Annotated in this window: 5 protein-coding genes; 2 read left to right on the top strand and 3 right to left on the bottom strand. The window is 61.8% G+C overall.

From position 1 onward, the window contains the following. Complete coding sequence (locus tag C8K63_RS27075; protein ID WP_108219478.1) at positions 1-1,299, top strand: MFS transporter; 1,299 nt, start codon at positions 1-3, stop codon at positions 1,297-1,299. Positions 1,300-1,781: 482 nt separating this feature from the next. Here the strand turns inward: C8K63_RS27075 and C8K63_RS27070 are convergent, their stop codons facing one another. Then, positions 1,782-2,792, bottom strand: coding sequence for an NAD(P)-dependent alcohol dehydrogenase (locus C8K63_RS27070; RefSeq protein WP_108219477.1), 1,011 nt, complete (start codon positions 2,790-2,792; stop codon positions 1,782-1,784). Between the two features lie 151 nt (positions 2,793-2,943). Here C8K63_RS27070 and C8K63_RS27065 point away from each other — a divergent pair, with 151 nt between their 5' ends. Next, positions 2,944-3,858, top strand: a complete 915-nt coding sequence (locus tag C8K63_RS27065) for a LysR family transcriptional regulator (protein ID WP_108219476.1) — start codon at positions 2,944-2,946, stop codon at positions 3,856-3,858. Positions 3,859-4,133: 275 nt separating this feature from the next. Here C8K63_RS27065 and C8K63_RS27055 read toward each other — a convergent pair whose 3' ends face one another. Continuing rightward, the gene (locus tag C8K63_RS27055; RefSeq protein ID WP_371920816.1) at positions 4,134-5,102 is read right to left on the bottom strand and encodes a tetratricopeptide repeat protein; all 969 of its coding nucleotides are present in this window, start codon (positions 5,100-5,102) and stop codon (positions 4,134-4,136) included. A 69-nt stretch (positions 5,103-5,171) separates the two neighbouring features. Then, positions 5,172-15,716, bottom strand: coding sequence for a VCBS domain-containing protein (locus C8K63_RS30245; protein ID WP_371920813.1), 10,545 nt, complete (start codon positions 15,714-15,716; stop codon positions 5,172-5,174). Between the last annotated feature and the right edge of the window lie 33 nt (positions 15,717-15,749).

The following is a 15,749-nucleotide window of genomic DNA, read 5'->3' as shown; positions in this document are numbered from 1 at the left end:
ATGAAAACGACAACGGCAACAACCCGAGCCAATGGGTCCAAATTGGGCGCCATTTTGCGGGTCACCAGCGGTAACTTTCTCGAGCAGTTCGACTTCTTTCTGTTCGGGTTCTACGCGACCTACATTTCCCAGACTTTCTTTCCAGCCACCAGCGAGTTTGCCTCGCTGATGATGACCTTCGCGGTATTCGGCTCCGGATTCCTGATGCGTCCGTTAGGCGCCATTGTGCTGGGGGCGTACATAGACAAGGTGGGCCGTCGCAAAGGGCTGATCGTGACGCTGTCGATCATGGCCGCCGGTACCGTATTGATCGCCCTGGTGCCGGGCTATGCCGCCATCGGCGTTGCGGCACCGATTCTGGTGTTGTTGGGCAGGCTGCTACAGGGCTTCTCCGCCGGCGCGGAAATGGGCGGTGTTTCCGTGTATCTGTCGGAAATTTCCACCCCCGGTCACACCGGTTTCTACACCAGTTGGCAATCGGCCAGCCAACAGGTGGCGATCGTCGTCGCAGCCGCGTTGGGCTACACGATCAATGCCACGATGCAAGCCGCTGAAATCGCCGATTGGGGCTGGCGTATTCCGTTCTTCATTGGCTGCGTGATCATCCCGTTCATTTTCATTATTCGCCGCTCACTGGAAGAAACCGCTGCCTTCACTGCTCGCAGCCATCGTCCAACAACTCGCGAAGTTTTTCGCTCGATGCGTGACAACTGGCGCACCGTACTGGCGGGCGGCTTGCTGGCGTCCATGACCACCACCACGTTCTATCTGATTACGGTCTACACACCGACGTTTGGCAGGACAGTGCTGAACCTGAGCACCACCGACAGCCTGGTGGTCACACTGCTGGTCGGCATCAGCAACTTTATCTGGCTGCCTATCGGCGGCGCTCTCTCCGACCGCATTGGCCGTCGGCCACTATTGCTGGCGATATCGTTGCTGTGCATCTTCACCGCCTATCCCGCCATGCACTGGCTGGCAGAGGCGGCGAGCTTCGAACGACTGCTCGCTGTGCTGCTGTACTTCTCATTCTTCTTTGGCATTTACAACGGTGCCATGGTCGCAGCACTGACTGAAGTCATGCCACAGAACGTGCGGGTAGTCGGGTTTTCACTGGCCTTCAGTTTGGCCACCGCGGTGTTTGGCGGTTTTACCCCGGCAATCTCGACGCTGCTTGTCCAGGCCACGGGCGACAAGGCATCACCTGCCTACTGGCTGATGTTCGCGGCGGTGTGCGGGTTCTCGGCGACGACGATTCTGTATCGTCGGCAAAAAGCTTTGGCAGTCAGAACCGTTTAGTTCCTCGATCGCCGACGCTACCACGCGTCGATGCACGGCGGGAACCAAATTAGGTGCCTTGGCCTCGATGTTCACCTTGGATAAAGCGCTTCATGGGCGATCCCTGCGATGAAATCCTCAGAAATCATAGCAAGGGTTCGCGCAGGCGTTTTTACACACTCTGGGTCGACTTCTGCCGCTCACGACAGGCAGAAAACGGCCGTTTCTGTTGAAAAAGTCGGTTCGCCCCAACAGCCGGGTCATTGACTGGTTAAAACGCCTTTTTGCACACTGCTACGTGAAATCCGAGTCCGGAAACCTCCGCCGCAAGTAAAGATTTCAATCTCGGACGCATACTTTTCTGCTGCGCAAACCATGGTCGACTTTTTCAACAGAATCGGCCAGAAGCGGACGTTCGAGGCTGAGTCTCGCCCGGCTCAGACTTCGCAATTGGATCTACTGAGGTAGGTGAAAAAAGGCGCCATATTGGCGCCTTAACGGTATCAAGCGATTTTAATTACAACCTTTCCAAATGCTCCCTTCGCAAGATGCTCGTAAGCGTCTCGTGCTTTCTCGAACGGATATACCCGATCAATCACGGGACGAATCTTGTGTTCGTCAAGGAACGCATTCATCCGGTCGAACGATGAGCGCGGCGCTACGGCAATACCGCGAATGGTCGTCTGGCGGAAAATCAGTGGCATCAGATCGAGTTCAACGGTCTGCCCGGTCAAAAAGCCGATCTGCGCAATACGCCCGGATGCCTTGGTCGCTGCGACCGATTGATTGATGCCGGCGCCACCGGCCACATCGAGCAGCAGATCCACGCCCTTCCCTTCGGTCAACCTCAGCACTTCGTCTGCCCAGTTCGGAGTAGTTCTGTAGTTGACGCCCGCTACGGCTCCCAGCCTCTTCACGGCTTGCAGATTCTCGTCGCTACTCGACGTTGCGATCACCTTCGCGCCAAGCGCAGTAGCGATCTGCACGGCAAATATGGACACACCGCCAGTGCCTTGAACCAACACGGTTTGCCCGGGCTGAATTTGTCCAAAGTCTACCAGCGAGTACCACGCCGTGAGCGCGGCAATCGGCAGCGTCGCCGCCTCCTCATCGCTCATGTTGTCTGGCGCAGCCACGGCGCTGTCTTCGTGGATGATCATGTATTCGGCCAAACCGCCAGGCAATGGCGAACCGAAACAGTAATCCGGTTCATTCGGCCCAGGCTCGCCATCCAGCCAACGGGAGTACAAATGCGAGTTGACCCGATCATCGACTTTAAAACGCGTGACGCCGTCACCCACCGCGACCACTGTGCCGGCTGCATCACTAACCGGGATGAGGGGTTTGGGCACCCTATGCGGCTCATAGATACCGTCAACGATCGCCTTGTCACGAAAATTGAGCGAGACAGCGCCGACCTTTACGAGCAACTCACCGGCCTTGGGTTGCGGGGTCGCTGTCTCTCCCAGTTGCAGGTTGTCGAGCCCGAAATCTTTCAATAACCAAGCTTTCATTGCGAATCTCCAAAACGAGTCAATGGCTGCAAACCGCACCGGGTTCGCCTTGGACATATCTTTCGCTGTTTAGGATGCGCAATAAATACGTAGAAAAGGACATGATTGTTCTATCTTAAGACAACAATTGTATTCGGTCAGGTAAGACATTATGGAATTGCTTCAATCAATGCGACTGTTCGCCAGGCTTGCTGAACTCGGCAGCTTCACTAAAGCCGCCGAGTCGCTGGACATCGGGCGGCCTCAGGTCACCCGTTACATCCAGGAGCTGGAGACGTCTTTGGGCGTACGCCTGTTTCAACGCACCACGAGAAAGGTGGCGCTCACCACCGAGGGCGAACGGTTCTATGAGCGAGTGCAGGAAATTCTCGCGGATATTTCTGCCGCAACCTCGATGTTTGACCGCACAGGAGCAACGCTCGTGGGCCGACTTCGCGTCGATATCCCGACCGCTTTCGCGCAATTAAAGTTCATCAAAAGCCTGAAAGAATTCACTGGCATCTTCCCCGGCATCGACATGGTACTGGGCGTGACCGACCGGGCCGTTGACCTGATAGGTGAAGGCATCGACTGTGCATTGCGTATAGGCGATTTGCCGGACTCGACATTGATCGCTCGCCCCATCGCGATGGCAACCATGGTGACGTGTGCGGCACCCGAGTATCTGAGCGAGCACGGCGAACCCGAGACACCCGACGACTTGACCTCCCATCGAGGCGTCAACTTCTTGTCCGGTCAGAGCAACAGAACATTGCCTTGGCACTTCTCTGTAAAAGGTCAGGATCGGGCTTTTGTGAGTAACTCCGGTGTCACAGTCACCGAGTCGAATGCCTACGTTCAGTGCGGCGTGTCGGGCTTCGGAATTATCCAGGCGCCAGGAATCGCCGTGGCTGAGTATCTGGACAGCGGCGTTTTGGTGGAGATTTTAAGACCCTACCGGCCGGCCCCTCGCCCTGTGTCGATGCTGTACCCAAGCCGGACGCACTTGGCGCCGCAAGTGCAAGTTTTTATCAAATGGCTGCAAGAGCGCTTTGCGCAGGTTCATCGTGACTGGCTGGAACAATAGCGATCATTCAATCGGTGTCGTCAACGACCGGAATGGGTCGCCTTCTGCCGGTCACGACAGGCAAAAAACGGCCGATTCTGTTGAAAAAGTCGGTGATCCAAAACTGCCTGATCATTGACCGGTGAAAACGCCTTTTTTACACGCTACTACGTAAAATCTTCGTCTGGAAACCTCTGCCGAAAGTAAAGATTTCAATCTCGGACGCGTACTTTTCAGCTGCGCAAACCATGGCCGACTTTTTCAACAGAATCGGCCAGAAGTGGACACTCAAAAACTCAACCGCGCACCAGGTAGGCCCCTGAGGGAACCCGATATCGCAGTTTCTTGCATTTGCCGGGTGCGGGCTGATGCCCCGGCGGACGATCAGGAAACCAGATTCGGCATTTACCCGGAGGCGGCATATGGCCGCGGGGGATCTCAACCTCAGCGTACGCCCGCTCTGGCTCGACATTAGCCATTTGCAATTTTCCTTCGGGCCCGGCTCTTCCGGCCATCGGCGCATCCGAAACCCGATCTGTCTCTGCGCTAGCGTAGTTGCCTACGTCACGCTCAGTAACCGGAATGGATTGTTCAGCAACGGCCTTTTCTGCTTCGCGGCGCCTTTGGGTCTCCTCTTCCAACCCCTTTTGTACTGCGACCAGATCCTCTTTGGCATTGGGTGGGGTACCCGAAGATTGGGCCTGCTGCGCCGCCTGGATCAATTGGAAGTTGCGGTTGCGCAACTCGACGTTGCGACCAACCCGCATGTTCGAGCGCGCCGCCAGGGTTTCCGCCTGCTGGTACTGCCCCTGCTGAAGACGCAACACACCGAGGTAATGCAGCGTCGCGGGATTGTTCGGCTGGATATGCAGAGCGCGCTCCAGCGTGGCGGCGGCCTGGTCCAGTTGGCCATTTTCATACTGCCGCGAGGCAGTTTCGATCAGGGTGGTCGATGCGCTGTTGCTTTGCGCGGGCGCGCTTCGCTCGGCAGCGACCGAACAAAACGACGCGACGGCGCAGAACGCCAGGATGAGACCCGACAGAAAACGCTTGGTTGGCATCAGTGGCGGACGCTGGCATGCCAGCGAAGGCGGCCTTGAATTGTGCATCGATCTTTCGGGCCTCTTCGCTGGCAAGCCAGCTCCTACAGTAAAACAGACCACAGCGCTGTTCGGCATCTGCGATACAGGGCCCCAATTGACTTGGCCAGTACCCTGAAGTTCCCGCTGCAAAGGCCACCGCAGCCAGAACTTTACCGCCCGCAGACCCCATCGCGGATTTACCCGCGATGGGGACTGCAACCGCGTAGCAACGTGCGGCCAGCAGCAAAAGCATCATGACATCAGGATAAAGTCCGCCTGATCGATGCCTGCGCTGTTAACACCGACAAGGCGAATAGAGTCCAATCCGATCCCGATCACCGTGTCCGCCCCGTCAGCCGCAATGCTCACGCTGGTAGCGAACGTCTCGCTGCTGATCCCCAGCCCCGCGATATTGAGCAAGTCCTGCCCTCCGGTCGGGTTGACGTCGAAGCCCTGGATCGAGTCGTTTCCGAAGCCTGCGGCAGCAAACGCGAAAGTATCGTTGCCAAGGCCGCCGTTGAGTGTGTCGTTGCCCAGCCCGCCGAAGAACAGATCGTCACCCGCACCGCCGAGCAGAATGTCGTTGGCCTGGCCGCCCAGCATAGTATGGTTTGCCGCCGCTGCATCGTAGGCCAGCTCACTGCCACTGCCCTCGGCGTTCGCCTGCAAACCCGCCGCCGCGTATTGGCCATTCAGCGCGACCTGCGACACATGTGTGCCGTCGCTCACGGTCAGCATCCCGCCGGTGCCTGTGTCATTCGCGGCATAGGTGATCTGCGTATTGGCGCCGAACGCGACATCGCCAAAGTCCAGCGTGTCACCCGCGGCAAAACCGCTGACGCTGCCGCTGAACGCCGTCGACACATCGAGCTTGAGCGTGCCTGCCGCGCCGCTGTCGAACGTCACATGCTGATCGGAGGCAGCAGCGAATTGCAGTATCGCCGAACCGCTGATAGTCGCGCTTCCCGCACCTGTGGCATCTGCGTGGATGATGATATTGCCATCGTTCGCCCACAGGCTGCCGCTGTTGACGAGCCCACTTTCAATCACCAATCCGCCGCTGCCGGTGGCTTCCAGCACGCCAGTGTTGGTGACGGCGCTGCTACCGGTATCGATCACCAGCGCATTGACGCCGCTGGCAAGGATCAGGCCCGAGTTGACCAGCATCATCTGCCCCGCGCCCAACTGGCCGGCACCCGAAATGGTGTTGTCGGCATTGGTGAGCAGCGTGTCCGCGCTGCCACCAAAGATCACGTTCTGCGCGCTGTCGGACAGCACCACTTGCCCGCCACCGCTCAATGTCGCGCCACGGAACAGAATCTCAAGATCGGTCCCGCTGCCGGTGGAGCCGAGCGCTATGGTGCCGCTGTTGTCGATGCTGCCACCGAACGGCATGATCGCGCCGTCGGCAATGGTGATGGTGCCCGTATTGGTCGTGACCGGGTTCACATCGAACTGCAGGTTGGCTACGCTCAACGCCGCCGCATCCACGCCGTTGACAGTGATCGTCTGGTCGGCACTGATGCTGAGCACGGCATTGCCGTTCGCGTCGTTGGCGATACTCACATCGGCAAAACTGTTGACGCCCGTGAAGCCGATCAAGTCGATCTTATCCACCGCCGCATCGAAGCTGTGAATGACGTTGTTGCCGATCGGCTGGGCGAACACGAACAGGTCGGCGTCGCGGGAGCCGGTCAGGTTGTCGTCCGCCGACAAGGCGAAGATCGGCGAGCCAGTGGCGTAGGCTTCGACGTTGTCGGAAACGAAGGCATTACCAATGCTGCCATCGGCGTTGGTCCAGAACATGCTGACGCCGAGCACCAACGCACCGGCGAATTCGCTTGGAGTTGTCACAGTCAATGCGCCGGGATCGCTAGTCTGCACTGTCCAGGTGCCGTCGCCGTTGTCGGTTCCTGCATTGAACGTCCATCCCGAGGGAACACCGCTGATGGCCACCCTTATTGGGCCGCTGATATCGGCCGACGGAACGTTGAGGGCTAGATTGATGGGTTCGCCAGCCACACCTGCCGGGAGATTTGCGCTAGAGGTGAACGCAACACCCGTATTACCAGCCAAGTCCGTGTAGGTGTTTGTAACGCTGGCTTTTACAGATCCATTGCCATTGTTATTGCCGAATCTGGTGAAGTCCACTGTATAAGTAGTGCCGCTACCGGAGAAGTTGCTGAGGGTTCCGCGGCCTGCGGTGACACTGAAATCACTGATATCGAAGTTAATCACAGCTTCACTGAACGTGATGGTTATTTTGCCGCTATCGTTGTTCCCTAACATTGGGGACGCAGTAATGGAAGTCACTGTTGGAGCCACGGTATCAACTGGCGTCTCAACGACGTTCTGCACGTTTACCGTAATGGTCTGCGTGTCGGTTCCGCCATTGCCGTCGGCCACCTGAACATCCACAACGTAGGCGTTGTCGCCGTCGGTGCCACCGATATCCTGGGGATTCTCGTAATCGGGCGCCGAATTGAACGTCAGCACCCCACTCGAACTGATCGAGAAATTGCTGAAGTCCGTCCCGGCCGTATTCAGGATCGTGTAGCTCAGCGTCTGCGCTGGTAGATCTGCATCGATCGCCGCCACTGTCGTGACCGCCGTGCTGTTCTCCGCCACGTTGACCGAAGCCGTTGCACCGCCACCGTTGGAGGTGATCACCGGGGAGTTGTCGTTGACGCCCGTCACGGTTACCGCGATCGCCTGGTCGTCAAACAGCGTGCCGTCCGACGCCCGCACAATCACGTCATAAACGTTGTTCGTTCCCGAATCAGTCGGTGCCTCAAAGTTGGGTGCAGAGATAAAGCTCAGCACGCCTGTGCCTGAAACGATCGAGAACTTCGCAGCATCCGCTCCGCCGACGATGTTGTAGCTCAGCGTTTGTGCCGGCAGATCAACATCGGTTGCCACCACCGTCGTTACCGCCGTGGTGTTCTCCGCCACGTTGATCGAAGCCGTCGCACCACCACCGTTGGAGCTGATCACCGGTGAGTTGTCGTTGACGCCCGTCACGGTTACAGCGATCGCCTGGTCGTCAAACAGCGTGCCGTCCGATGCCCGCACAATCACGTCATAGACGTTGTTCGTCCCCGAATCAGTCGGCGCTTCAAAGTTGGGTGCAGAGATAAAGCTCAGCACGCCTGTGCCTGAAACGATCGAGAACTTCGCGGCATCCGCTCCGCCGACGATGTTGTAGCTCAGCGTTTGTGCCGGCAGATCAACATCGGTTGCCACCACCGTCGTTACCGCCGTGGTGTTCTCCGCCACGTTGATCGAAGCCGTCGCACCGCCACCGTTGGAAGTGATCGTCGGTGAATCGTTGCTGCCGGCGATATGCACGGTGACCGAAGTGAGGGTGCCGTCGGCACTGCTCACCGCGAAAGTGTCGGTGTAGGTGGTGCCGGTGGCGAACTCGTTGTGAGCGGAACTGGCGACGTAGGTCCAGGCACCGCCGGTGCCGATGGAGAACTGGCCGTAGCTGCCGGCGGTGTTGGTTTGGGCGACGAAGGTTGCGGCGCTGTCGACGTCGCTGATGGTCAGGGTGCCGCCGGTGGTCAGCGCAGCATCGGTTTCGCTCAGCGTAACGCTGGCCGAGGACAGCACGGCCGCATCATTGGTGCCGAGGATATGCACGGCGACCGAAGTGAGGGTGCCGTCGGCACTGCTCACCGCAAAGGTGTCGGTGTAGGTGGTACCGGCGGCGAACTCGTTGTGGGCGGAACTGGCGACGTAGGTCCAGGCACCGCCGGTGCCGATGGAGAACTTGCCGTAGCTGCCGGCGATGTCGGTTTGCGCGACGAAGGTCGCGGCGCTGTCGACATCGCTGATGGTCAGGGTGCCGCTGGTGGAGATGTCGGCGGCGGCATTGGTCTCGGTGAGGTTGGCGATGTTGGCGGACAGCACGGCGGCATCGTTGGTGCCGAGGATATGCACGGTGACCGAAGTGAGGGTGCCGTCGGCACTGCTCACCGCGAAGGTGTCGGTGTAGGTGGTACCGGCGGCGAACTCGTTGTGGGCGGAACTGGCGACGTAGGTCCAGGCACCGCCGGTGCCGATGGAGAACTTGCCGTAGCTGCCGGCGGTGTTGGTTTGGGCCTGGAAGCTTTCCGGGCTGTCGATATCGCTGATGGTCAGGCTGCCGCCGGTGGTCAGCGGAGCATTGGTTTCGCTCAGCGTAACGCTGGCCGAGGACAGCACGGCGGCGTCGTTGCTGCCGGTGACGGTGATCGTCACCAGCTGGGTGGCGACGCCACCCAGGCCGTCGCTGACCTGCACCGTGAACACGTCATTGTGGCTCTCGCCCGCCTTCAGCGACTGCACCGCACTGGCGACCCCGTTGGTGCCATTGGCCAGCGTGTAAGTCCATTGGCCGGTGCTGTCCACCGCGATCGCGCCGTAGGTGCCTGTATTTGACCCGGCAATGCTCCAAGTGGCGGTGGCATCGTGATCGATGTCGGCCGAGCTGAACTGGCCGCTGACGCTGAGCGTGGTGTCTTCCTGCACCGCGCCCGCCGCATTGCCGGTCGCGAAGCTGAGCACCGGCGCGTCGTTGCTGCCGGTGACGGTGATCGTCACCAGCTGGGTGGCGACGCCGCCCAGGCCGTCGCTGACTTGCACCGTGAACACGTCCTCATGGCTCTCGCCCGCCTTCAGTGATTGCACCGCACTGGCGACCCCATTGGTGCCATTGGCCAGGGTGTACGTCCATTGGCCGGTGCTGTCGACGGCGATCGAACCATAGGTTCCAGTTGGCGAACCATTGATGGTCCAACTGGCGGTGGCATCGTGATCGATGTCGGCCGCGCTGAACTGGCCGCTGACGCTGAGCTTGATGTCTTCCTGCACCGCGCCCGCCGCATTGCCCGTCGCGAAGCTGAGCACCGGCGCGTCGTTGCTGCCGGTGATGGTGATCGTCACCAGCTGGGTGGCGACGCCGCCCAGGCCGTCGCTGACCTGCACGCTGAACACGTCATTGTGACTCTCGCCCGCCTTCAGCGCCTGCACCGCACTGGCAACCCCATCGCTGCCATTGGCCAGCGTGTAAGTCCACTGGCCGCTGCTGTCCACGGCGATCGAGCCAAAGGTGCCGGTATTTGACCCGGCAATGCTCCAAGTGGCGGTGGCATCGTGATCGATGTCGGCCGCGCTGAACTGGCCGCTGACGCTGAGCTTGATGTCTTCCTGCACCGCGCCCGCCGCGTTGCCCGTCGCGAAGCTGAGCACCGGCGCGTCGTTGCTGCCGGTGATGGTGATCGTCACCAGCTGGGTGGCGACGCCGCCCAGGCCGTCGCTGACCTGCACGCTGAACACGTCATTGTGACTCTCGCCCGCCTTCAGCGACTGCACCGCACTGGCGACCCCATTGGTGCCATTGGCCAGGGTGTACGTCCATTGGCCGCTGCTGTCGACGGCGATCGAGCCATAGGTGCCAGTTGACGAACCATTGATGGTCCAACTGGCGGTGGCATTGTGATCGATGTCGGTCGAGCTGAACTGGCCACTGACGCTGAGCTTGGTGTCTTCCTGCACCGCGCCGGCCTCGTTGCCGGTCGCGAAGCTGAGCACCGGCGCATCGTTGTTGCCGGTGACGGTGATGGTCACCAACTGGGTGTCGACGCCGCCCAGGCCGTCGCTGACCTGCACGCTGAACACTTCGTTGTGACTCTCGCCGGCCTGCAGCAATTGCACCGCACTGGCGACCCCATCGGTGCCATTGGCCAGGGTGTAAGTCCATTGGCCGGTGCTGTCGACGGCGATCGAGCCATAGGTGCCAGTTGGCGAACCATTGATGGTCCAACTGGCGGTGGCATTATGATCGATGTCGGCCGCGCTGAACTGGCCGCTGACGCTGAGCGTGGTGTCTTCCTGCACCGCGCCGGCCGCGTTGCCCGTCGCGAAGCTGAGCACCGGCGCATCGTTGCTGCCGGTGACAGTGATGGTCACCAGTTGGGTGTCGACGCCGCCCAGGCCGTCGCTGACCTGCACGCTGAACACTTCGTTGTGACTCTCGCCGGCCTGCAGCGATTGCACCGCACTGGCGACCCCATCGGTGCCATTGGCCAGGGTGTAAGTCCATTGGCCGGTGCTGTCGACGGCGATCGAGCCATAGGTGCCAGTTGGCGAACCATTGATGGTCCAACTGGCGGTGGCATTGTGATCGATGTCGGTCGAGCTGAACTGGCCACTGACGCTGAGCTTGGTGTCTTCCTGCACCGCGCCGGCCTCGTTGCCGGTCGCGAAGCTGAGCACCGGCGCATCGTTGTTGCCGGTGACGGTGATGGTCACCAACTGGGTGTCGACGCCGCCCAGGCCGTCGCTGACCTGCACGCTGAACACTTCGTTGTGACTCTCGCCCGCCTGCAGCGCCTGCACCGCACTGGCGACCCCATCGGTGCCATTGGCCAGCGTGTAGGTCCACTTACCGCTGTTGTCCACGGCGATCGAACCGTAGGTACCCGTATCCGTACCCGCAATGCTCCAGGTCGCCGTGGCATCGTGATCGATGTCGGCCGAGCTGAACTGGCCATTCACGCTGAGCGTGGTGTCTTCCTGCACCGCGCCGGCAGCATTGCCCGTCGCGAAGCTGAGCACGGGCGCATCGTTGCTGCCGGTAATGGTGATGGTCACCAGCTGGGTGTCGACGCCGCCGAGGCCATCGCTGACCTGCACGCTGAACACTTCATCGTGACTCTCGCCCGCCTGCAGCGACTGCACCGCACTGGCGACCCCATCGCTGCCATTGGCCAGCGTGTAGGTCCACTTACCGCTGTTGTCCACGGCGATCGAACCGTAGGTACCCGTATCCGTACCCGCAATGCTCCAGGTCGCCGTGGCATCGTGATCGATGTCGGCCGAGCTGAACTGGCCGCTGACGCTGAGCTTGGTGTCTTCCTGCGCCGCGCCGGCCTCATTGCCCGTCGCGAAGCTGAGCACTGGCGCGTCGTTGCTGCCAGTGAGGGTGATCGTCACCGTCTGCGCTGCCGAGGTCGCGTTGCCCGTACCGCTGTTGTCGGTGGCCACCACGGTGTAGGAGAAGCTGATGGTTTCCCCGGCGCGCAGGAAGTCCAGGTTCTCGCTGCTGCTGTAGGTCCAGCCGGCCTGATCGACCGAGAAACCGGCCACCAGCGCCGCGGCTTGCGCCGCACCGAGGGTGCCGCCGCTCCAGACGAGGTCGTGGTTGGCACTCTGGCTGACCGTCACTCCATCGTTGACGTCCAGATCGGCGAAGCTCAGCGCGCCGCTGTCGCTCAGCGGGGCCGCGCCGTTGCCTTCGTTCATCGCCCCGGTCGGGTCGGTGATGGTCAGCGTCGGCTGGTCGTTGGTGCCGGTCAGGGTGATCATCACCGTCTGCGCTGCCGAGGCCGCGTTGGCCGCGCCGCTGTTGTCGGTGGCCACCACGGTGTAGGAGAAAGTGATGGTTTCACCGACGCGCAGGAAGTCCAGGTTCTCGCTGCTGCTGTAGGTCCAGCCGGTCTGATCGACCGCGAAGCCGGCCACCAGCGCCGCGGCCTGCGCCGCCCCGAGGGTGCCGCCGCTCCAGACGAGGTCGTGATTGGCGCTCTGGCTGACCGTCACCGAGTCGTTGCTGTCCAGGTCGGCGAAGCTCAGCGCCCCGCTGTCGCTCAGCGTGGCCGCGCCGTTGCCTTCGGTCATCGCCCCGGTCGGGTCGGTGATGGTCAGCGTCGGCCGGTCATTGGTGCCGGTCAGGGTGATCGTCACGTCCTTGGTCACCGCCGCCCCGACGTCGTCGGTCAGCGTCACCGTGAACACTTCGGTCTTGGTCTGGCCCACGGCCAGGTACTGCGCCGCGCTGTTGTTCAGCGTATAGCTCCAGCCCACGCTGCCCACCGCGTCGCCGGTACTCTCGTCGCTCACACTGGCCAGCAGCGTACCCAGCGCCCCGGCCGGTGCGCTCACGCTGGCCACATGGGCGTGATCGGCCAGGTCCACGTCGCCGAAGGCGAAGCTACCGCTGGTCAGCGGGGTGCCGTCTTCGGTCACCGCCCCGCTTTCGACCTCGGCCGCCGTCACCGTCGGCGCGTCATTGGTGCCGGTGACGGTGATGGTCACCAGTTGGGTGTCGACGCCGCCCAGGCCGTCGCTGACCTGCACGCTGAACACTTCGTTGTGACTCTCGCCCGCCTGCAGAGATTGCACCGCACTGGCAACGCCATCGGTGCCATTGGCCAGCGTGTAGATCCACTGGCCGCTGTTGTCCACCGCGATCGAACCGTAGGTGCCGGTATTTGACCCGACAATACTCCAGGTGGCGGTGGCGTCGTGATCGATGTCGGTCGAACTGAACTGGCCGCTGACGCTGAGCATGGTGTCTTCCTGCACCGCGCCGGCAGCATTGCCTGTCGCGAAGCTGAGCACGGGCGCGTCGTTGCTGCCGGTGACGGTGACGGTCACCAGCTGGGTGGCGACGCCGCCGAGGCCGTCGCTGACTTGCACCGTGAACACGTCAGCATGACTCTCGCCCGCCTGCAGCGACTGCACCGCACTGGCGACCCCATTGGTGCCATTGGCCATGGTGTAAGTCCATTGGCCGGTGCTGTCGACGGCGATCGAGCCATAGATTCCAGTTGGCGAGCCATTGATGGTCCAGGTCGCCGTGGCATCGTGATCGATGTCGGCCGAGCTGAACTGGCCGTTGACGCTGAGCGTGGTGTCTTCCTGCACCGCGCCGGCAGCATTGCCCGTCACGAAACCGAGCACTGGCGCATCGTTGCTGCCGGTGACGGTGATGGTCACCAACTGGGTGTCGACGCCGCCCAGGCCGTCGCTGACCTGCACCGTGAACACGTCATCATGACTCTCGCCAGCCTTCAGCGACTGCACCGCACTGGCGACACCACTGGTGCCATTGGCCAGGGTATAGGTCCACTGGCCGGTGCTGTCGACGGCGATCGAGCCATAGGTTCCAGTTGGCGAGCCATTGATGGTCCAGCTGGTCGTGGCATCGTGATCGATGTCGGTCGAGCTGAACTGGCCGCTGACGCTGAGCGTGGTGTCTTCCTGCACCGCGCCGGCCTCGTTGCCGGTCGCGAAGCTGAGCACTGGCGCGTCGTTGCTGCCGGTCAGGGTGATGGTCACGGCCTTGGTCACCGTCGCCCCAAAGTCGTCGGTCAGCGTCACCGTGAACACTTCGGTCTTGGTCTGGCCCGCGGCCAGGTACTGCGCCGCGCTGTTGTTCAGCGTATAGCTCCAGCCCACGCTGCCCACCGCGTCGCCGGTGCTCTCGTCACTCACAGTGGCCACCAGCGTCCCCAGCGCCCCGGACGGCGCGCTCACGCTGGCCACATGGGCGTGATCGGCCAGGTCCACGTCGCCGAAGGCGAAGCTGCCGCCGGCCACCGTAGTGCCGTCTTCGGTCACCGCCCCGCTTTCGATTTCTGCCGCCGTCACCGTCGGCGCGTCATTGCTGCCGGTCAGGGTGATCGTCACGGCCTTGGTCACCGTCGCCCCGAAGTCGTCGGTCAGCGTCACCGTGAACACTTCGGTCTTGGTCTGACCTTCGGCCAGGTACTGCGCCGCGCTGTTGTTCAGCGTATAGGTCCAGCCCACGCTGCCCGCCGCGTCGCCGGTGCTCTCGTCGCTCACACTGGCCAGCAGCGTACCCAACACATTGGCTGGCGCGCTCACGCTGGCGACATGGGCGTCATCGGCCAGGTCCACGTCGCCGAAGGCGAAGCTGCCGCTGGCCAGCGGGGTGCCGTCTTCGGCGATCGTAGCGCTTTCGACCTCGGCCGCCGTCACCGTCGGCGCGTCGTTGGTGCCGGTAATGGTGACGGTCACCAGCTTGGTGTCCACACCACCCAGGCCGTCGCTGACCTGCACCGTGAACACGTCATTGTGGCTCTCGCCCGCCTGCAGCGACTGCACCGCACTGGCAACCCCATCGGTGCCATTGGCCAGCGTGTAGGTCCACTGGCCGGTGCTGTCCACCGCGATCGCGCCGTAGGTGCCCGTATTCGTACCCGCAATACTCCAGGTCGCCGTGGCATCGTGATCGATGTCGGCCGAGCTGAACTGGCCGTTCACGCTGAGCGTGGTGTCTTCCTGCACCGCGCCGGCCGCGTTGCCCGTCGCGAAGCTGAGCACGGGCGCGTCGTTGCTGCCGGTGACGGTGACGGTCACCAGTTGGGTGGCCACGCCGCCCAGGCCGTCGCTGACTTGCACCGTGAACACGTCATTGTGGCTCTCGCCCGCCTTCAGCGACTGCACCGCACTGGCGACCCCATTGGTGCCATTGGCCAGCGTGTAGGTCCACTGGCCGCTGTTGTCCACGGCGATCGAACCGTAGGTACCCGTATCCGTACCCGCAATGCTCCAGGTCGCCGTGGCGTCGTGATCGATGTCGGCCGCGCTGAACTGGCCGTTGACGCTGAGCGTGGTGTCTTCCTGCACCGCGCCGGCAGCATTGCCCGTCGCGAAGCTGAGCACGGGCGCGTCGTTGCTGCCGGTGACGGTGACGGTCACCAGTTGGGTGGCCACGCCGCCCAGGCCGTCGCTGACCTGTACCGTGAACACGTCATTGTGACTCTCGCCGGCCTTCAGCGACTGCACCGCACTGGCGACCCCATTGGTGCCATTGGCCAGCGTGTAGGTCCACTGGCCGGTGCTGTCCACCGCAATCGCGCCGTAGGTGCCCGTATTCGTACCCGCAATGCTCCAGGTGGCCGTGGCGTCATGATCGATGTCGGCCGAGCTGAACTGGCCGTTCACGCTGAGCGTGGTGTCTTCCTGCACCGCGCCGGCCGCATTGCCCGTCGCGAAGCTGAGCACGGGCGCGTCGTTGCTGCCGGTGACGGTGACGGT

Source organism: Pseudomonas sp. GV085, assembly GCF_003050925.1.
GTDB lineage: Bacteria > Pseudomonadota > Gammaproteobacteria > Pseudomonadales > Pseudomonadaceae > Aquipseudomonas.
This window is presented reverse-complemented; position numbering and strand designations above follow the sequence as displayed.

Bases quoted from the DNA above. Each gene is read 5' to 3' on its own strand.
- C8K63_RS27075 (WP_108219478.1), top strand. From the start codon at position 1: ATGAAAACGACAACGGCAACAACCCGAGCCAATGGGTCCAAATTGGGC.
- C8K63_RS27070 (WP_108219477.1), bottom strand. From the start codon at position 2,792: ATGAAAGCTTGGTTATTGAAAGATTTCGGGCTCGACAACCTGCAACTG.
- C8K63_RS27065 (WP_108219476.1), top strand. From the start codon at position 2,944: ATGGAATTGCTTCAATCAATGCGACTGTTCGCCAGGCTTGCTGAACTC.